The following is an 18,422-nucleotide window of genomic DNA, read 5'->3' as shown; positions in this document are numbered from 1 at the left end:
TGCTTTGGCTGCTTTTGTAACCAGATAGGGTATATTAACCAAGTAATTAGGGAGGAGAACGCACATGACAGTACTTTTAATCATACTGGTTGTTGTCGCCATAGCCGTGGTAATAATCTTCAACAATCTAGTACAGTATAAGAACGAATTTCAAAATGCCTTTGCACAGATAGACGTGCAATTACACCGCCGCCATGACCTGGTGCCTAACCTGGTTGCTACCGCGCAGGCGTATCTGGATCATGAAAACACCACCCTAAAAGCGGTTATCGCCGCCCGTAACCAGGCGGTAAGCGCCCTGCAAGCGCTGCATCAAGGCAATATTGATGCCACCAAATTGGCACAGCTGGCCGCCAGCGAAGGCGCACTAAGCAGTGCCCTCGGTGCCTTGCAAATTAGTGTCGAGGATTATCCCGACCTTAAAGCCGACAGCACCATGGCCAACCTAAGCGAAGAGCTTACCAGCACAGAAAACCGTATCGCTTTTGCCCGCCAGGCCTATAACGACGCGGTGATGCAGTACAACAGCTTTAAGCAAAGCTTCCCTCCTGTACTGGTTGCGAAAATGACGGGTCATGGTATCGATGCGCCACTATTGCAGTTGGAAGACCCACAAGTACAACGTCAGGCACCGAAAGTTTCCTTTAACTAGCCGTGCACAACTTCTTTGAACACCAGCGCCAGGCTAGGCGTAAAACCTGGCTGCTGGTTACCTTGTTTGTTCTCGCGGTCACCCTGCTGATCGCCCTCGCCCATTGGCCATTACTGTGGTTGATGCGCGTCTTCGCCACCGATCCCTATACATTCTTTAATTATGGTCTTCAACCTCTGGAGAACGGCAGCCGTATACACCTTGGCGTCACCCTGACCATAGGCTCAGTGATCATGGCGGCCGTGGTCTATAAATACCTGCAACTGCGCCGCGGAGGTCACGTTATTGCTCAACAACTCGGTGGTGAGCAGGTGCAAAGCAACAGTTATGATCCACTGCATCGTCAATTGCTGAACGTGGTTGAAGAAGTTGCCATCGCCGCACGAATGCCGGTACCCGGGGTTTATGTACTTGAACGTCAGCCCAGCATCAACGCTTTTGCCGCCGGTTATCACAAACAGGACAGTGTTATTGCCGTTACTCAAGGAGCCTTACAACAGCTAAGTCGCGAGCAATTACAGGCGGTGGTAGCTCATGAGTTCAGCCATATTCGTCACGGCGATGTGCGCCTTAATGTGCGTATGACGGCCTTACTCTTCGGCATTACCTTTATTGGCCAGGCTGGTGAAAATCTTATCTACAGCGCCATGCATGCCTCGCGCCGACACGCCCAAAAAGGCGACGGAGCCGGCTTTGGCGCCATCGTTGGCCTGATACTTACCCTGTTTGGCTGGCTTGGAACTCAGCTCGGCGATGCCATTAAGGCCCTGGTCTGTCGCCAGCGGGAATACCTCGCCGATGCCGGAGCCGCCGAACTCACTCGCGCCCCCTATGACCTGGCTCAGGCCTTACTGGTAATAGCCGAAAGCCCACGCAAAAACACCTTGAGACAAAACAATGCGCATTTATATAGCCATTTGTTTTTTTCCGATGCGCTCAGTCCCTGGCTATCCTGGTTAAGCACCCATCCGCCTCTGAGCAAGCGCATCCGAGCACTGGACCCCAGCTGGGATGGCGTGCTTACCGAACGCCCCAGAGGCCATGCCCATACGACGGTGCATGGCGCCATGATGGCGGCGCATGAGCAAAGTCAGTTTCAGGTGGCGCGACATCAAAACAACAACCTGAATCAGATAAAACTTGAAGGAGTCGATGCCAACCTTGGTTACCTGGCTCATGAGCCAGTGGATGCCCAGTGGCTGGTAATGATGCTCTGCCTGCATCAAGACTGGCAGCAGCGCCAAGCACAACTGCGTCAGATTGTCGCGTTACCCTATGTCGATGCCTTTAAATTCGACCAGGCGGAAGCCTCTTTGGCAGGGCTTGGCATGAGTAAAAAGCTGATGCTGTTGGAGGTTGCCATAGGGGCACTACGTTGTTTGCCAATACATGGACAGCGGGAGTTTTTAGCCAAGCTAAAAAATATTGTTGTCGTAGATGGTAGTTTGGACCTTCATGCCTGGTCCTTCTATGAACTGAGCGCCCACGCCCTGAGTGAAGCCAGTACAAGCGCCATAGGTGGGCTTAATAAAAAGCTTATCGGAACGGCCTGCGAGCAATTGCTTAACGCCCTTGCCAGCTTTGGTCACAGTGATGAGCAGCAACAGGCAACAGCCCTTAATGCTGCTTCCGAGGCCTTGCAGTTACCCATGCGCTATTATGGCGATGCCCAATGTCAGGTCACCCGTTTACAACGCGCCTTAAGCATAGTGAAAGCCTTGCCGCAGGCGAAGAAGCAGGTGCTGGTCCAAGCCTGCCAGCTCTGCATTAGCCACGATGGCGAAATTAATGAGGCGGAGCAGGTGATCCTATACACACTTGCCGCCTGCTTAAATGTAGATAGTGAAGTAGTGAGCCGCTTACCAGGGTAAGCGCTCACCATTGGCATGCCAAAAGCCGCCGGTATTGGCCAAGTCCAGCTCGGCGATCCGCTGCTTTATGCGCTGCGCTGCGACCTCGGGGCTGACGTCACCGGCAAAACCCACCATACGCGTTTGCACAAAACCGGGATGAAATAAACCAACCGCAACGGCACGCGGCTTAAGTTCGTGGGCCAGGCTCACGGCGGCAGCGTTCAGGGCCGCTTTAGACATGCGATAACCTATATAGCCCCCAGAACCATTGTCGGCAATAGAGCCCATGCGTGAGGTGATCATCGCCACCTTGGCACCGGCGGGCAATAAATGCCCCAAGGCATGGGTAACGCGCAAAGGTGCCAGGGCGTTGACGGCAAACTGCTGCTCTATCGCCGCAAAGTCCATATCCGCCAAGGTTTCGTTGTGTAACACCCCGGCGTTGTTAATCAAAATATCTATGGGCTTATTATCAAGTTTGGTTGCCAGATCACGTACCTGCTCGGGTTCGCAAACATCGATACCAGAGATCACCTGAACACCTAAAGCATCAAGTTCATCGCTGCTTTGGCGCACCAAGGCGCTTACTTCGGCACCGGCATTCACGTACTGCTTAGCCAATTCCAGGCCTATGCCACGATTGGCACCGGTAATCACCACATGTTGAGTCATTGCCTTATCCTTGTAGTTGAATAACCGAAAATACCGCGCCTTGGGGGTCATTAATCACGCTGAAGCGACCAATATCCGGAATATCTATAGGCTCTACGCACACCTCAGCGCCGAGTTTTTTTGCCAGCTCCACCTGCTCATCGCAGTTATCAACCTGAAAATACACCATCCAATGCGATGGAATGTCGTCCGGCCACTGCTCATTCATTTCCAGCATGCCGCCAATTTCCTCACCATCAATGCTGAGAACCCTGTATTCCATATCGTCCATAGGGTGTGATTCACTATGCCAGCCCACCAGCTGCTTATAAAACTCGGTGCTGGCGCGCATGTCCCGGGTGGCCAGTTCAAACCAGCAAGGGGTGTTGGTTTCATTCTTACGTTGTGAACCCTTATGGCCCTGACCCTGCCATAAAGCCACCATGGCGCCACCGGGATCGCATAGCAACACCATTTTCCCGGCACCGGGCACCTCATGCGGACCATGCACTATGCTGGCTCCAAGCTCTTTGGCAGCGGCGGTTTTACTGTCGACATCATCAACGGCAATATAAGTCAGCCAATAGCTAGGCACGCCCTGCGCCTGCTGATCGGCGGGCATCTGATACATGGCGGCAATATCCTGCTGCTGCTTTTGCAGCATGGTGTAATACACACCTTCTCCAATAGGCTGATCGTGCGCCGACCAAGAGAAAAAATCGCCGTAGAAGGTCTTGCCGTTTTGCCAGTCTGTTGAGCACAGCTCGGCCCAGCAAAAATGTCCTTGAGGGTAATTATCTTGACTCATACTAGTACATCCCCTTTATTGTTTTAATAACCATAGCGTAATCCGCGAGAGACTGGAGCAATAATTCTATTGCCAGATCTTAGCTATTGACCTTAAACGAGTTAAGTATAAAAAGACATGAAAAATTTAATTGAGAATTATTTGCAATAACTGTTGACTGACCCTTAAATCTAATTGATAATCAATCTCAACAAGTTGAGAGAATTTAAACCCGCTTGTTACTGAAAATTTGTTTCACGACCCTGAAACACGCTTAGCGCTCGTAAGGCACAGGTTGATGGCGGTCAATTCAACGCCCCTTGATATGGTCAATCCATCAACCGCACTACATTTTACTTGCTACATTGCTCATATCGGTGACGGTAGATATGAAAACAAAAAAGCCCTTGCGGGCTTTTTTTATGTCTGTGATTTCATGACGTTAGATAGTCCCCTAGAAAGTGTCACACATTTGGACACAAAGTATGAACACAATAAGGCACACTATTAGACGCCATGAAATCTATCACTTCAATATTCGCTTATCTGATTGTATTTACCGTAAAAGCCTAAAAACCGACTCTCCAAGTAGAAGCAGAGAGTATGTTCAGGCTATATTAGATTACCTCAATAAGTCAGAAAGTAAGGGAAAGCTTGTGACTAAAGAAGAGTTAAATCAATACATTGAAGCTTTAATAGTAAATAGAGCGAATGAGTTATCCAGAATCGGAAAAGCCGTTACAAACCCTCTTTCAGGGACAAACAATACCTATATGGAGCGGTGGTTCAAAGAAACCGATAAACAGAGATACACAAAATATCAGATAGAGAACTGTAGTTACCCTGTATCCCAGCAAACTATTCCATCATTCCCAACTTTCAAGCAATGGATTACCTCTTTAATAACTTCAACTGCAGGCAAACAGGCAACATGTGCTTCTACTACTGATATTGCAAAGTACGACGACGAGTCAGATGAATGGGTGATAACCAATCACGAATTGTATGACGCTCTCGCTCTTCCAACTCTTTACAGTGAAAAACTAGATTACCTATCTAATGAGCTTCAAATCCATGCACAAAACCTAACTAACGCCTACAAAGATGGTGACAACATTGCGTTCAAGTTAGAACTAGAGAGCATGTGTAACAGGTTTAACATTAGGCAACCTACTCCCGCTCCTCACTTAAACCCATTACCAAAAAGTACAGCTCCACTATTTGAAGAAATGGAGGAAGAAGTATTTGATTTGTGGAAAGACTATAGTAAAACCAAGCGAACATCGCATGAAGGTAAATTCAGAGACTTAAAGGAAGCCTTCAGGGGACTCCACCTTGATGAAATTACATTTGAGACAATAGAAGAGAATTGGCACTTCTTGTGTCGAATGCCAAAACTCTCAGGTGGCCAAGAGCTAGGATTCAATCCTGAGAACGATAAAATTAAGAATGAAGAAAAGACAGAAATCCAAAGAGCAAATCGCTGGGAACTTCTTTTAAATGGCGATCTAGACAATATAAACCCTAAATACTTATTTAGCTCCTCAACTTTGGGTGATACCAAGGAAGTTCTAAACATCGTATTTTTTCAAGCTGTTAGAAAGTCTTACATAAGCCATAACCCCATGGATAAAGCTGTTCTAAAAGTCCCAAAAAATAGAGAAGCAGGAAGGGCTCCTCTGCCCAAAGACAAAGCAACTTTAATCGTTAAGCATTGTTTTGCGAATCTCAGTAGTCCCTACTCTTGGCCTATTTTACTTATGGCTTATCATGGTATGAGAAATAAAGAAGTTGCAACTCTAAGGAAATCTCAAATAGTTACAGATACAGAAACCTCAATTATTTATATTCAAATCTTGAGCGGCAAAACCAAGAATGCAAAACGAAAGGTGCCAATACACAAAAGAATCCTTGAGAAAGGCTTTATGGATTACGTAGACACAAAAAGCATGGATGATGAACTATTCGAGCTTAATAGTAACCAGCTTACTAATAGGTTCGCATTATTCAGGAAAGAGTTTGAGATACCCAATAATGACGAAGCTGGCAATCAGTTAGTGCTTTATAGCTTCAGACACAACGTTATCTCTTGCTTCGGTGATATTAGTGATGAATACAAGTACAAACTGATAGGGCACGGGGCCAAAACAGTCACCACTGGGTATACTGAGTTAAATCTTGAAAAAGCTCAGCGTTATATCAACCTAGTAAGCTACATGTAAATGAGAATCATTTGCAAAAATAGCAATCTGGTGTTATAATGAGTATGTAAGCTGATTAATTAATTTCTTGTCTAATCAGTTTACAACTCATCACAGCCCAATACGCGGCTTTTCTATGCTCTCATACCTATGAGTTTATTTCTAAACAATTAAAATTATAAAGGGAAAGTATGAACACATACACTATACACAGTGTTTGTGCGGAAACTTATTGCCTAAAAACAGGCCAGCTCATCAATTCCGTACACACTAAAACTATCACCAAACTAAAAAACTTACTCAAAGAAATTGGGATTGAGTTTGATCAACATGGCAACAACGGTAGTTACTTAAAAATTCTTAACCTTATGAACAAGGGACTATCAATGAACCAAGCTATTTACCAAGTTTTAGGAGGTACTAATGACTAAAAAGTTATCGCCTCCTCTGAAGAAATTACTAGATGAACATAAACAAGCTTGGCAAATAGACAAGGCTGAACTAGATAGACGTGTCCAGAATGCACGTATAAGTTATTTAAAAGGGTTTCCTAACCTAGGTGATAGAGAATCGAATGCGCTCGTTATATTACCATACAGGACGTTTAAGGATGCTGTAGAAGCTCTAACTACTACTCTCAAAGATGCGGATATTGATTATCAACGAACAACTATAGTCGCTGGTGGAACATACCGAATAGCCTTTACGAAACCACAACAAGAACAAGATCAAGAATTAGAAGCTCTAGAAAAGCAAATTGCTTCAGAATACAAAGCAGAACTGACAGCTATCAAAGAAAGCTACATTGAGAATTTACTCATTGAACAAGAAGAGCAAGCAAGAGTCGATGCTGAGAATAAGCATTCTCTCAACCAGCAAAAGTTAAAAGAAGCGCTTTTAAGCATCATTTAATAACAGCTTACAATCAAACCAAGAGGGGTCACCTGCAATGGAGAGTAGCATTTGGCCCCTCTTTCAACACGGAAATAAAAACAATGAATAATGTAAAAGAGCAAATAAATATCAAGTCTCTCATAGAGAAGCTTGGTTACTCGTTCTCTGATTCTCAACCACCAGCTTATAGGCTCGCCTTGAATCTATATAAAGTAGGCTTTGATAGAGATCGTATAATTCAAATGGTATCAATAGTATATCCTATTAAAATAAAAATTTAGCTAAGTAAGCTTTGTTTTGAATTTATATATAGGTTCGAATAACCAAAGTTAAAAATGGTAAAAATAATTAATTATAAAGTAAAATAATATCTAAATCACTGAAAAGTGATTGAGGCTAAGGTGAAGGTGAAATTGTAACCTTCTGTTATTTAAGGCTTTTTATTTTTTATCTGTTTTGGTTCGTTTTTATCTTTTTTAGTTAACCACTATTAGTTCTCTTTAGAGGTTTATATGAAAAAATTAAAAAGGGGTTTTCAATAAAAGGAGGTTTTAAATGCCTAAATCCAAGCATAGATTTATAAAAAATATATCACCAAAGGTCAAAGAAAAAGTAAATGCAACATGGTTTAATAGGATAGCTGATTTATTTGATCCTAATTCACAGGGTAATATTCTAGGCGAGCAAATAGCCCATCTTATCTTGTACGCTAACGATAATGTTAGATTTAATGATGTTACAAACCTACTAAATAAATCTTTCCCTGAGAGTCTACTTGTCATCAAGCAAGAATATTCTAAGGAATCTTCAAAAGTGCATACTGATCCCACAGATCAGTTGTCTACTGTAACTAAAGGCTCACACTTCCATTGCTTTATTACTTACCAATGTAGTCCTAGCTTAGATCCTCACAAAAGCTTTAGATCTAAAGTCAGAGAGATGCTTAAGAACAAAGGTAATAAATCCATGCTCAAACCAGCAGTGGAAAAAATGCGATCTGTCGATTATGCACGCCCTTACAAATTTACGGGCTACAACATCATCACAGACTTTAATAAATATGACACACAGCATTTGGCTCTGTGGGATGTATTTTATGAGACTTCCGATGAGCGTAGGGCTGCTATTAAAGCGAATACAATTGGTCAGCGTTGCCTAGTCAACATTACAAATAATAACGCTATGAAGGTATTAAATTGGATGGCCTACATAGCAAAAAGAGCGACTTCAAAAGGTAGAAAGAACTGTATAGTGACAGATAATAGAGTCTCTTTTGAGAACTTACTTTCTGCTGCGTAACGCAAAATGTGTTTAACGAATTGCGAAAGCTAATAGTCAAAAGAAAAAGAAAAAATAAATAGTTACTTAGCCTTAAATTGAAATCGGTAACATACTGATTATAAAGGTTTTTATTTTTTATTTAGTCAGCGTGACGCTGTATCAGCATCAAATAATGCATAAATTATTGATACATATATATTTATTATGTTTATGTGAACATAGTTACACTTTGCAATGCTGGTTGATTGTGTAACTGAAGTCGTATAGTGTAAAATCCACACCGTAATCCACGTGGACATGAATATGAGAAAGTATGTTTTGTTCTACAGAGTATCGACTAAAAAGCAGGGTGAATCTGGTCTGGGATTAGAGGCTCAGCAGCGAGACATATCAATCTTCCTTGATACATACTCAGACACTCCCTACAGGATACTTAGTGAGTACACAAGCATTCACAGTGGTTCAAATATTGAGGATTGTCCAAAGTTTCAAGAGGCCATAAAAGCCTGTAAATGTAACAACGCTACGCTATTAATCGCTAAAGTAGATCGTCTTTCTCGTAAAGTGAGTGTGTTCTCAAGAGTTATTGAAGAGATTGATGTTAAAGTGGCTGTAATGCCTAATGCAGACAAATTTCAACTTCATATATATGCGGCCTTAGCAGAGCAGGAACGTGACTTTATAAGTAAACGAACCAAAGCTGCTCTGAAAGAAGCTAAAGCTAGAGGTGTAAAGCTTGGAGGTATTAGAGAAGGTCACGATAAAATGATACTAGCTAAGAGAGAAGCTGCTGTAGCTAGAGCTGAAAAATTACGCCCCCTTGTGACTGAACTACTCAAGAATCATAAATCTTATAGCGCTCTTGCTAGAACTCTAAGCTCCGTCAACGCTGATGGTAAGAAGTGGCAAACTACTCAAGCTAAAAGGCTTTTAGATAGGCTAAGTTTAACTCTTTAAAATCAACGAGATATTTTACCGAAATGCTTGTAAAAAAGTAGCGGCGCCATCAAGGCGCTCAGCAGACCTTTCGCAACTATATATTTTTCCACCATCCTAGTAATTTGAACAGGTTCTAATTGTTAGGGAGTTTATTAAATTGCTCTATAGCTTTAATTCTGGACTGACTGCTAGAGCTTCTAATCATTTCAGCAGCCGAAGTTCTAGATAATGTTTTAAATTCGCCAACTAAAGAATAGTCGAACAACCCAAGGTAAGAATCAGCCTCGCTACAAATAAACGGTGAAACGAGAATTAAACCCTTTTGTCTCCTCTCTTCAATTGGCAAATTAGCAAAGGATTTTTTCTCTTCAATAAGTTTGGTGGAATAATCTTCCAGTTGTTTTCTAGCACCTCCTATGAAGGTATCATAGTTATCTCTCAATACTTTTTTCTGAGTTAAAGTAGGTGATGCAAGTAATTCGAATATCGGGGACACTTCTAAACCCAATGCGGGATTGGCCATGGCAAAATGCACAGTGTTATAATAAGAATTGTCTTCTATAAAGCCAACATAAGAATATAACTTGTCCTGAATTAACGAGCGTGTAATCTCTGCCTGTTCAGAATGGTAGGGGTATATTTTGGTGTTGCATACAACAAAAGCATCTACATAGGCTTTCAATTCCTCATCTCGTCCTGTAAATCGCTGCGTCTGTCTCTTTTGTATATTTTTATAGAGCCGAGTTAAAATATCTACTTCCTCTTCTGTGAGCTTTTTGCCCGAGCTACATCCCACAAAGGAAAAAGCTAAAAATATAGTTGCGATAAACCCAAAATTTTTCATAAACCTATTAACCCACATTAACGAGTGTCCCCATTCATAAACGATATCAGTCTTGCTGAAACCTTGAATTACAGAAGCGCTATGCTGTATCGTTATTTGATAAAATAGCGCTTATAGACAAGGTATGTTGTGCTAGAAAACATAGTTTTTTTACCCTTTAGATTAATTTGGAACATCGTTGTAACAGGCTTACTAATTGGTGGTTTCGTACTGTGGTTCAGTTTTATTTTTGGTTCTGTAGTAGCAGTAATTTTAATTCTTATTTTTGCCCCCCACCTATTCCTTTTACCTTTGATGATACGAGTGATGTACATACCGTTATGGGATAGGAAATTAGAATAGAGTCTTACTAAAAGACAATCACTTATCGACTAAACTAATCAATTAAAGCTGCTAGGTTAACAGATACACAATCGTTAAGTACCTTATCCCATAAACGGTGATCTTTTACGCCATGCATATTTATTACTCGGCTATATCTCGAAAACTCAATTGGCTTTACCTGCTCGAAAACAATGAGCTTAGCATCACTCTCACTAACTAAGAGCTGTTTTTGAGTATCCTCTATCCAATCTATGTATGGCACTCCCGACGCTACTGAAAGCTCCTCTAACGAACTAGAAGCTGCTATGGCGCTTTTTACAGCAACCAAATCTTCCAAGGGAAGTACTGATAATTTCTTCAGAAACTTAGTGGATGCATCACAAAAAGCGTACACGTCAATTTCTTTCGCATGCAATTGTTGGGATAAACAAAGCACAAGGAACAATAGTGCATATATTTTCAAGTTAAGCTTCCCAAATTTTGGTGCATTTCAGCACATTCATGTGCATCTATTTTCTCAAGTAAAAGTAGATAAGAATCCAGAGCCTGCTGTACAAATTTTGACTTGCCCTCTTTTTTCTCCCAAGGGTCTATCAATAGAATAAGGTATAGAAACCTAAAAACCTTGTCTTTTTGAGAGACAATGTACTCATCAACATGACCTTCTACGCAAGGCTTCCCTGAACTATCAGCGTAAAGAAGCTTATTTCTCTCGTTAGCTATACTCTTTAGGTATTTAAGGGCGTTATCAATATCGTTCTCAGCCCAAAATCTTTTAAAAGTAGCATCATATTTAATATGTTGGCCTGAACTTTTTTCAAACGAGCTGAAGTTAAGTGGTGGCTTCGGAATGATATCAAAGCCAGTATTTTTTAGTTTTAATTTCAACCCCAAAGCAGGACGTCCATTAACCTCTGTAAAATACAGCCTCGCTAACTCAGCGGGGAAATCTTGGACTTTAAGGTAGCTGAAAAGTTGTTTCCTTAAGTGTTCTAGAAATTGAGAGCCCCCTAATTTCACTAGATGTTTTTTGAAGTCTAACTTCTCCGCATTTCTATAACGATGATTTTTTAAGCAAAGAATGAGGGCAGTCGCAGCTTCTTCCTCGGCTGTTATACCTCTGAATACCGCCATTTCATTATCGAAGCCCTCTAAAATACAGGCTTTTTCCAAATGCTTTATGGCATTTTCACAGCATTGTCTGACTCGACCAGTACAATGCTTTATAGCTTTAAGAGTCTCTTTTTCAAAGTTCGAGTATTCAATACCTTCCATAGATTTAATAGCCTGCAGCCTCGAAGTTTTATACATCGTACTAGATATACAATAAAATTCTAATATTTCCTAAAGAGATAATGCACTTCGCCCACTGCTCTTAAGAACTTAGCGCTTAACTCTTTTTCGATAAACTTAATATCGGCATTGGTAACGAGGTCTCGAGTTATAACATCAATCGATTTGGGGTTTTGGTGGTTAACACAAGTTAGACATGTTTTGCTGCCTGTATGCTTGGTGTAGACGTATTGCATGTGTGGCACTCCCTGCCTAGATTAAGATATATAAGTATGGGTAGAGAGCTGCACAAAAGCCATTTGTGCTTTCAATTATGTCACACAATGCTACTATTTTGTGTCACACACTCACCGTAAATAGTGATACTTTCTAGGGTAGAAAAAGCCCTTGCGGGCTTTTTTTATGTCTGTGATTTAATACCCGTAGATTAACGGCGGTTCTTACGGGCCCGGGCGCGGCGCTGACGCTTTTCTTCTTCCTTGGCCGCTTTTTTGGCCTCGGCTGCGGCGCGTAGTTCAGCCACCATCAGCTCTTCGCGCTCACGCATCTCAGGCGTTTCCATGCTCACTCGGCCAAGCACTGCATCGCGCAGCTCATTGATTAAAATTTCCGAGAACTTATGCAGGTCTACCTGGTTACCACCACGAATACAGCCCCGATTTTTACCCGCCGCCAACATAAAGTCATAATCATGCTCGGGTAAGGGGTTAACCTTGTAACGGTCAATCAGCAACTGCGGATAAGCTTGAAGCAAATACTCCGCGGTGTAGCTGGCCACTTCTTCATAATCTATGGCGGTATCGCGAATAGCGCCGGTGGCTGCTAAGCGATAGCCGGAGTTTTCATTCTCAACCTTGGGCCAGAGCATTCCTGGGGTATCATAAAGCATGATGCCTTCATCGATTTTAATCCGCTGCTGCGCCTTGGTTACCGCCGGTTCGTTACCGGTTTTGGCGACGATACGCCCCGCCAGGGTATTGATCAAGGTCGACTTACCAACATTGGGAATACCCATGATCATGGCTTTAATTTGTTTATCGGCACCCACCTTGTGAGGCACCAGCTTTTTACACAGCTCGACTATTTTGCCCACCTGCGCGGCCTTATCATGCTCCAGCGGCAGAGCCTTAACACCACTTTCCTGCTCAAGATAATTGAGCCATTGCGTGGTCATCTGTGGATCGGCCAAATCGGCCTTATTCAGGATCTTGATCACCGGCTTATCGCCGCGCAGTGCACCCACCATGGGGTTCTCGCTGCTGTAGGGAATACGCGCGTCCAGTACTTCAATAATCACGTCCATTTGCGGCATGATTTCTTTTATTTCATTGCGCGCCTTGTTCATATGGCCCGGAAACCATTGAATTCCTGCTCTACTCATTCGCTTTATAACCTTATATTTAATCAAGCAGTTGCTGGTGCAGCGTTATAAAACACCACTTTGAGCGCCGAAGTTACGCATGCAACTCTACCAATAACCCCTATTGTACTATCGCTGGCGCCGAGTTTCACGACTTTGCCTGCCAACGAGCTAGAGCAAATGAGCAGATGAGGGTGTATACTGCCCGCTTTGCTCGCCTAGGAAGTAGTTGTTATGGCATTAAAGGCCACCATAATTAAAGCGCGTCTCAATATCAGTGATATGAATCGCCACCACTATCAAGAATACCCTTTAACCGTCGCCCAGCATCCTTCGGAAACCGAGCAACGACTGATGATCCGCCTGCTGGCTTTTGCCTTACATGCCAATGATGAGCTGCAATTTACCAAAGGCCTGTGCGCCGAAGACGAGCCGGAATTATGGCAACGGGAAATGGATGACAGCATCAGCCTGTGGATAGATCTCGGTCTGCCCGATGAAAAGCGCCTCAAAAAAGCCTGCACTCGTGCCCAAGAAGTAGTGCTGTACGCCTATGGCGAAAACAACCAGGAAATTTGGTGGCAAAAGAATCAGCAAAAGTTAAGCCAGTTTAAAAATCTTAGGGTGATCAGCTTGAACTATGAGCAGACTCAGCAACTGGCGGCCATGGCCTCGCGCAGCGTCGACCTCACCATTAGCATAGAAGATGCCGAAGTATGGGTGAGCAACCAGGAGCAAACGCTGCAAATTACCTTGACCTCTTGGCAGGGTCAGGGCTAAATAGCCAAAACTGGGACAAAGTGTTGGTGACGATTCGTCATGAATTATGTCGGACCTAGGTCAAGGTGTGGGTAAGGATAAGTATGATCACTAAGGTAGTAGTTTTACATGGCTTGTATATGTCGGGTTTTGTTATGCGCCCTCTGTGCGCACGGCTGCAAAAACACGGCTACGATATACTCAACCTGTCATATAACACCTTAGATCCCAATACCGATGAGATCTTCGCCCGCATCAATGCCTTTATCGGCGATCAGGACTGCGCCTTTGTCTGCCATTCCTTGGGCGGCCTGATCGCACGACGCTATCTCAGCCAGGATTTCCCCCAAGCGGATCAGGTAAAAAAGGTTTTTACCCTGGGCACGCCCCACAAGGGTGCCAAGATAGTCCATCATATGCAGCAAAAAGGTATGCAGGCGCTGCTAAAAAACAGCCTGGAATATCTGGCCAGTGAAAATCAAGACTGGCCCTTTAACGCCAAGCTCTACAGCATTGCCGGTGACTTACCTCTGGGCCTGTTACCCCTGTTTGAACAGGGACACCCATGCGATGGTACGGTCAAGGTCGATGAAACCAAGCTCAACGGCATGGCGCAGCACAAAATATTTCACCTTAGCCACACCAGCCTGATCTACTCCCGCAAAGTCGTTGCTTATATTCTTGAGCAACTGCGCGAGGATTAATCCTCAGCAGCAGCGGCAATCTTATAAGCAACCATAGCGATAATAGCCAGCACTAGAGGGATAGGTGCTGCAATCATGCCGAAGGCATCGGAATTTGCGTAGCTGGCACCGGCAAGGTGACCCACTAAAGTAATTACAAAGGTGAGAACGGCAATAACACAAACTGTGATTTCAGCTTTTTTCGATTTATTCATAACCACATCTCCTATGTCGATGTTCAGATTATGCTCCCCTAGTGCATACAAATATTGCGCTAAATCAACTTTCAGTGTCGCTTTTTTGAGCTCACAATCCGCCTTTGCGATAGATCAATATTTCACCATGAGCACCTTGTTTTTGGCATAAATCATGCCCATGTCATTAGTTACAAGCGTATGCAAATCATTTTATTTGATGGCTTAAATCGATTTTATCCGCTTGTTATTAATGGGCTTTAAGCCATACTGAAGACAACTTCTAAACGCAAAGGAGACAGCTATGTCGCAAGTAAATGCTATTGGATTAGATACTCAAGAAACAGAAACTATCATCGATGAGCTCAACCGCTTATTGAGCTGCTATCAAATTCAATACATGAACGCTCGAGGCTTTCATTGGAATATAAAAGGCCGCGACTTTTTCGAACTGCACGTCAAATTTGAAGAAATCTACAACCTGTTACTGGAAAAGGTCGATGAAATCGCCGAACGCATTCTTACCCTGGGAGGGGAACCGCTGCATGCGTTTACAGATTATATCGAGCTGAGCCAGATCAACGAGGCTAAAAATATCAGCGATGGTGGTCAGGCGTTGCAAAACCTCCTTGAGGGCTATACCACCTTGATCAAGATGCAGCGCAACATTCTTGTCGATGCCAGTGATAATGAAGATGAAGGCACGGCGGCATTAATGAGCGACTACATCAAAGAACAGGAAAAGCTGGTGTGGATGCTTAAAGCCTATCTCGACTAAAAGTCCATCAAGCCAGGCGACAACTTAGCGCCTGGCTTTCTTAACTACCGACTTTACTAGCCTTCAGGAGCAGAGCATGACCCCTAAATACCGCCGCGAACACGATAGCATGGGGGAGCTCAAGGTTCCCGTCAACGCCCTCTATCAAGCGCAAACACAGCGCGCCGTAAATAATTTTAAAATCAGTTCGCTAACCATGCCGAGCCGCTTTATTACCGCGCTCGCCCATATCAAACGCGCCGCAGCTAAGGTCAATACTGAGCTCGGCTATTTAGATACCAAGACAGGTTCGGCTATCGCCAAAGCATGTAGCGAAATCATCGCTGGAGAGCACTTAGAACACTTCCCCGTTGATGTATTTCAGACCGGCTCAGGCACCAGCACCAATATGAATGCCAATGAAGTGATTGCCACCCGTGCCACTGATCTGCTCGGTGCCAAGGTGCACCCCAATGATCAAGTGAATATGGGGCAAAGCTCTAATGATGTAATCCCCACGGCCATCCATGTCAGTAGTGCCATTGCCATCGAGCAGGAACTGCTACCAGCCTTGGATCATCTTGCAGAGGTGATCGCGGCCAAGATTGAACAGGTTGGCGAGTTGGTCAAAACCGGACGCACCCATCTTATGGATGCCATGCCGGTTACCTTTGCGCAAAGCATGTCAGCCTGGCACACGCAAATCGTCGCCGCCAGAGCCCATATCAGCCACAGCGCAGCTGCCCTGTTACAGCTCGCTCAAGGGGGCACTGCGGTCGGCACTGGCATTAATGCCGATCCACATTTCGCTACACATTTTGCCAAAGAAATGACCAAGCAAACTGGCGTGGATTTCAGTGCCGCAGAGAACCTCTTCTTTCATATCTCCACCCAGGATACCGTGGTCGCCGTTTCTGGGCAGCTTAAAACCGCTGCGGTGGCACTAATGAAAATAGCCAATGACTTGCGCTGGATGAACTCGGGCCCGCTCGGTGGTTTGGCTGAAATAGAGCTGGAAGCACTGCAGCCTGGCTCATCGATTATGCCCGGCAAGGTCAACCCGGTGATCCCGGAAGCCACCACCATGGCCGCCGCTCAGGTGATAGGTAACGACACCACTATCACAATCGCCGGTCAGTCAGGTAATTTCGAACTCAATGTTATGTTGCCGGTGATCGCCTATAACGTACTGCAAAGCATAGAGTTACTTAGCAACAGCAGTAGAGCGCTGGCCGATAAAGCCATCGCCAGCTTTAAGGTAAGCGAAGAAAATCTCACCCGCTCCTTAGCTAAAAACCCTATTTTAGTCACCGCCCTAAACCCAATTATCGGTTATGAAAAAGCGGCGCAAATCGCTAAAAAAGCCTATGCCGAAAAGCGTGCCATACTCGATGTCGCCGCCGCTGAAACAGATATTCCCTATGAAGACTTATTGCAATTACTGGATCCCAAAAAGCTTACCCAAGGGGGCATTGAAAATTAGTGCAGGTATGGTTAAAGGATAAAAAGCAAGCATTTGCGCACGGCTAAAATGTCAGTATGATGGTGCTTAAGATCATCAACAAAAGAATAAACTTATTATGCGATTATCATTTATAGCCATCGCGGTGCTGGCGCTTAGCGCCTGTAATAACAGTAGCCAAGCGGAAACTCAGACCTTAGCTGCGGAACAGCCAAACCAAGCACAACAACTAGACAACCAACTTAAGCCGGCACCTAAACAGCTGGTCACTACAAAAAACCCTATCAGAGTGGAAAATATGCAGATCACCGCCACCCCTGAGTCTATCGCTCAAGGTTATAAGCAGATCCATGAACTTACGGCGGATAAATCCTGTGATAGCACTGAGCAATGCCAGGTGGTTGCCGTTGGCAGCAGAGCCTGTGGTGGTGCCAATGAATACCTTGTATTTTCGACTAAGACAGCAGATGCCGCCCAGGTTAAAACATTGGCAGAAGAAATCACTGTGCAAGAGCGTCAATTTAACCTGAAGACCGGGGCAGTGAGCATTTGCGAACACCTAATGCGTCCATCAACCCAGTGCCAACAGTCCCAGTGCGTTAAAATTCAGGGCTCCTCTTCTTCGGTTTACTAATCTCAGTAACCAAATAAGCTGAGCAGTAAAGACAGGACAATAATCGCCAAGAGACAAAGTAAGGCCCTGATAATATATCGGGGCCGCATTTCTTGGCGGCGCCATTGAAAATAAAGAAATTTAGCAAAATAAGTGGCAGCCACCCCAAATAGTGCAAACACCAATAAATATGCACCTAGTGCTATCACAACAACCTCGACACTATTCTCTAATCATCCCTAATAGCCTAACAAGTTCACTCCCTTAATACCAAGAAAAGCCAGCCTAATCCAAGCGTGTTTTTTATATCTTGATTTTGCAAGGCTAAAGCCGCGCCTACAGATAGCTGTGGGAGTTTTTTAAGTCGGGGCTGGCCGACAAGGCCGTTGTAGGTCGGGGTTTACCCCGACAAGGTGCAACCCCATGCCGCATTGTCGGCCTAAAAGACCGACCTACAAACGCAAAAAACCCGCTACATTGATTGTAGGTCGGGGTTTACCCCGACAAGGTGCAAATCCATGCCGCATTGTCGGCCTAAAAGACCGACCTACAAACGCAAAAAACCCGCTACATTGATTGTAGGTCGGGGTTTACCCCGACAAGGTGCAAATACATGCCACAATGACATGCCGCATTGTCGGCCTAAGAGGCCTACCTACAAACGCAAAAAACCCGCTCATTGAGCGGGTTTTTCTGAATAGGAGCCTGGTGATGACCTACTTTCACATAGCAAATGCCACACTATCCTCGACCGGGGCCGGCCATCCGGCTGTTCCGTTTCACTGCTGAGTTTGGGTGACGAGAAACCGAAGCCCCGCTTCGCAGTTCGAGGAAGTGAGCGCATGGATGCGCGAAGGGGAGATACTTCATGGATG

19 protein-coding genes are annotated in these 18,422 nt (G+C 44.4%); 12 read left to right on the top strand and 7 right to left on the bottom strand.

Annotation, left to right across the window (positions count from 1 at the left end; translation table 11 throughout):
* Positions 1-64: 64 nt before the first annotated feature.
* Both C2M24_RS12535 and C2M24_RS12530 read left to right on the top strand, forming a co-directional pair.
* Positions 65-652: a LemA family protein gene (locus C2M24_RS12535; RefSeq protein WP_105200374.1), complete on the top strand. Its 588-nt coding sequence runs from the start codon at positions 65-67 to the stop codon at positions 650-652.
* A 2-nt stretch (positions 653-654) separates the two neighbouring features.
* Positions 655-2,523: a M48 family metallopeptidase gene (locus C2M24_RS12530; RefSeq protein WP_105215309.1), complete on the top strand. Its 1,869-nt coding sequence runs from the start codon at positions 655-657 to the stop codon at positions 2,521-2,523.
* On the opposite strand, the gene C2M24_RS12525 is transcribed toward C2M24_RS12530, so the two are convergent.
* Together C2M24_RS12525 and C2M24_RS12520 are read right to left on the bottom strand one after the other, a co-directional pair.
* Positions 2,512-3,177, bottom strand: coding sequence for an SDR family oxidoreductase (locus C2M24_RS12525; RefSeq protein ID WP_105215307.1), 666 nt, complete (start codon positions 3,175-3,177; stop codon positions 2,512-2,514). The genes C2M24_RS12530 and C2M24_RS12525 overlap by 12 nt on opposite strands.
* A 4-nt stretch (positions 3,178-3,181) precedes the next feature.
* On the bottom strand, positions 3,182-3,964 hold the full coding sequence (locus C2M24_RS12520; protein WP_105215305.1) for a VOC family protein: 783 nt from the start codon (positions 3,962-3,964) through the stop codon (positions 3,182-3,184).
* Between the two features lie 635 nt (positions 3,965-4,599).
* Here C2M24_RS12520 and C2M24_RS12515 point away from each other — a divergent pair.
* The 5 genes from C2M24_RS12515 (at position 4,600) to C2M24_RS12495 (ending at position 9,276) form a co-directional block, all read left to right on the top strand.
* The gene (locus C2M24_RS12515; RefSeq protein ID WP_158683761.1) at positions 4,600-6,165 is read left to right on the top strand and encodes a hypothetical protein; all 1,566 of its coding nucleotides are present in this window, start codon (positions 4,600-4,602) and stop codon (positions 6,163-6,165) included.
* A 170-nt stretch (positions 6,166-6,335) separates the two neighbouring features.
* Entirely contained in the window at positions 6,336-6,575 is a 240-nt protein-coding gene (locus tag C2M24_RS12510; protein WP_105215301.1) for a hypothetical protein, read from the top strand.
* Positions 6,568-7,056 (top strand): hypothetical protein, encoded by a 489-nt coding sequence (locus C2M24_RS12505; RefSeq protein ID WP_105215299.1) that lies wholly within the window; start codon positions 6,568-6,570, stop codon positions 7,054-7,056. Before C2M24_RS12510 ends, C2M24_RS12505 begins: the two co-directional genes overlap by 8 nt.
* Positions 7,057-7,593: 537 nt before the next feature.
* Positions 7,594-8,337 carry a hypothetical protein gene (locus C2M24_RS12500; protein WP_105215297.1) on the top strand — a complete coding sequence of 248 codons (744 nt, stop codon included), beginning with the start codon at positions 7,594-7,596 and terminating at the stop codon, positions 8,335-8,337.
* Between the two features lie 285 nt (positions 8,338-8,622).
* Positions 8,623-9,276 (top strand): recombinase family protein, encoded by a 654-nt coding sequence (locus tag C2M24_RS12495; RefSeq protein WP_105215295.1) that lies wholly within the window; start codon positions 8,623-8,625, stop codon positions 9,274-9,276.
* Positions 9,277-9,391: 115 nt separating this feature from the next.
* Here the strand turns inward: C2M24_RS12495 and C2M24_RS12490 are convergent, their stop codons facing one another.
* The 4 genes from C2M24_RS12490 to ylqF all read right to left on the bottom strand — a co-directional run bounded on the left by C2M24_RS12490 (position 9,392) and on the right by ylqF (position 13,100).
* Positions 9,392-10,102: a hypothetical protein gene (locus C2M24_RS12490; protein WP_158683760.1), complete on the bottom strand. Its 711-nt coding sequence runs from the start codon at positions 10,100-10,102 to the stop codon at positions 9,392-9,394.
* A gap of 376 nt (positions 10,103-10,478) precedes the next feature.
* Complete coding sequence (locus tag C2M24_RS12485) at positions 10,479-10,889, bottom strand: hypothetical protein (protein WP_105215291.1); 411 nt, start codon at positions 10,887-10,889, stop codon at positions 10,479-10,481.
* Complete coding sequence (locus C2M24_RS12480) at positions 10,886-11,701, bottom strand: hypothetical protein (RefSeq protein WP_158683759.1); 816 nt, start codon at positions 11,699-11,701, stop codon at positions 10,886-10,888. The genes C2M24_RS12485 and C2M24_RS12480 overlap by 4 nt, the downstream gene beginning before the upstream one ends.
* Before the next feature lie 445 nt (positions 11,702-12,146).
* A complete protein-coding gene (ylqF, locus tag C2M24_RS12470) occupies positions 12,147-13,100 on the bottom strand; it encodes a ribosome biogenesis GTPase YlqF (protein WP_105200378.1) in 954 nt (317 codons plus the stop codon).
* 213 nt (positions 13,101-13,313) lie between these two features.
* Here ylqF and C2M24_RS12465 point away from each other — a divergent pair, with 213 nt between their 5' ends.
* Positions 13,314-13,859, top strand: a complete 546-nt coding sequence (locus C2M24_RS12465) for a YaeQ family protein (RefSeq protein WP_105200379.1) — start codon at positions 13,314-13,316, stop codon at positions 13,857-13,859.
* An 83-nt stretch (positions 13,860-13,942) separates the two neighbouring features.
* Positions 13,943-14,542, top strand: coding sequence for a PGAP1-like alpha/beta domain-containing protein (locus tag C2M24_RS12460; RefSeq protein WP_105215285.1), 600 nt, complete (start codon positions 13,943-13,945; stop codon positions 14,540-14,542).
* Here the strand turns inward: C2M24_RS12460 and C2M24_RS12455 are convergent.
* Positions 14,539-14,736, bottom strand: a complete 198-nt coding sequence (locus C2M24_RS12455; RefSeq protein WP_105200381.1) for a hypothetical protein — start codon at positions 14,734-14,736, stop codon at positions 14,539-14,541. The two genes, C2M24_RS12460 and C2M24_RS12455, sit on opposite strands and share 4 nt — an antisense overlap.
* Before the next feature lie 283 nt (positions 14,737-15,019).
* Between C2M24_RS12455 and C2M24_RS12450 the strand changes: the two genes are divergently transcribed.
* The 3 genes from C2M24_RS12450 (at position 15,020) to C2M24_RS12440 (ending at position 17,568) form a co-directional block, all read left to right on the top strand.
* Positions 15,020-15,493 carry a Dps family protein gene (locus tag C2M24_RS12450; RefSeq protein WP_105200382.1) on the top strand — a complete coding sequence of 158 codons (474 nt, stop codon included), beginning with the start codon at positions 15,020-15,022 and terminating at the stop codon, positions 15,491-15,493.
* 76 nt (positions 15,494-15,569) lie between these two features.
* Positions 15,570-16,955: a class II fumarate hydratase gene (locus C2M24_RS12445; protein ID WP_105215283.1), complete on the top strand. Its 1,386-nt coding sequence runs from the start codon at positions 15,570-15,572 to the stop codon at positions 16,953-16,955.
* Between the two features lie 97 nt (positions 16,956-17,052).
* The gene (locus C2M24_RS12440; protein ID WP_105215281.1) at positions 17,053-17,568 is read left to right on the top strand and encodes a hypothetical protein; all 516 of its coding nucleotides are present in this window, start codon (positions 17,053-17,055) and stop codon (positions 17,566-17,568) included.
* The last annotated feature ends 854 nt before the right edge of the window (positions 17,569-18,422 follow it).

The organism is Pseudoalteromonas sp. T1lg22 (genome assembly GCF_002964645.1).
Taxonomy (GTDB): Bacteria; Pseudomonadota; Gammaproteobacteria; order Enterobacterales; family Alteromonadaceae; genus Pseudoalteromonas.
Note: the sequence above shows the minus strand (reverse complement) of the source record. Positions and strands in the feature narration are given on the sequence as shown.

Excerpts from the sequence above, each read along its gene's own strand:
- C2M24_RS12535 (WP_105200374.1), top strand. The coding sequence starts at position 65 with ATGACAGTACTTTTAATCATACTGGTTGTTGTCGCCATAGCCGTGGTA.
- C2M24_RS12525 (WP_105215307.1), bottom strand. The coding sequence starts at position 3,177 with ATGACTCAACATGTGGTGATTACCGGTGCCAATCGTGGCATAGGCCTG.
- C2M24_RS12520 (WP_105215305.1), bottom strand. The coding sequence starts at position 3,964 with ATGAGTCAAGATAATTACCCTCAAGGACATTTTTGCTGGGCCGAGCTG.
- C2M24_RS12510 (WP_105215301.1), top strand. The coding sequence starts at position 6,336 with ATGAACACATACACTATACACAGTGTTTGTGCGGAAACTTATTGCCTA.
- C2M24_RS12505 (WP_105215299.1), top strand. The coding sequence starts at position 6,568 with ATGACTAAAAAGTTATCGCCTCCTCTGAAGAAATTACTAGATGAACAT.
- C2M24_RS12500 (WP_105215297.1), top strand. The coding sequence starts at position 7,594 with ATGCCTAAATCCAAGCATAGATTTATAAAAAATATATCACCAAAGGTC.
- C2M24_RS12495 (WP_105215295.1), top strand. The coding sequence starts at position 8,623 with ATGAGAAAGTATGTTTTGTTCTACAGAGTATCGACTAAAAAGCAGGGT.
- C2M24_RS12490 (WP_158683760.1), bottom strand. The coding sequence starts at position 10,102 with ATGAAAAATTTTGGGTTTATCGCAACTATATTTTTAGCTTTTTCCTTT.
- C2M24_RS12480 (WP_158683759.1), bottom strand. The coding sequence starts at position 11,701 with ATGGAAGGTATTGAATACTCGAACTTTGAAAAAGAGACTCTTAAAGCT.
- ylqF (WP_105200378.1), bottom strand. The coding sequence starts at position 13,100 with ATGAGTAGAGCAGGAATTCAATGGTTTCCGGGCCATATGAACAAGGCG.
- C2M24_RS12465 (WP_105200379.1), top strand. The coding sequence starts at position 13,314 with ATGGCATTAAAGGCCACCATAATTAAAGCGCGTCTCAATATCAGTGAT.
- C2M24_RS12460 (WP_105215285.1), top strand. The coding sequence starts at position 13,943 with ATGATCACTAAGGTAGTAGTTTTACATGGCTTGTATATGTCGGGTTTT.
- C2M24_RS12455 (WP_105200381.1), bottom strand. The coding sequence starts at position 14,736 with ATGAATAAATCGAAAAAAGCTGAAATCACAGTTTGTGTTATTGCCGTT.
- C2M24_RS12450 (WP_105200382.1), top strand. The coding sequence starts at position 15,020 with ATGTCGCAAGTAAATGCTATTGGATTAGATACTCAAGAAACAGAAACT.
- C2M24_RS12445 (WP_105215283.1), top strand. The coding sequence starts at position 15,570 with ATGACCCCTAAATACCGCCGCGAACACGATAGCATGGGGGAGCTCAAG.
- C2M24_RS12440 (WP_105215281.1), top strand. The coding sequence starts at position 17,053 with ATGCGATTATCATTTATAGCCATCGCGGTGCTGGCGCTTAGCGCCTGT.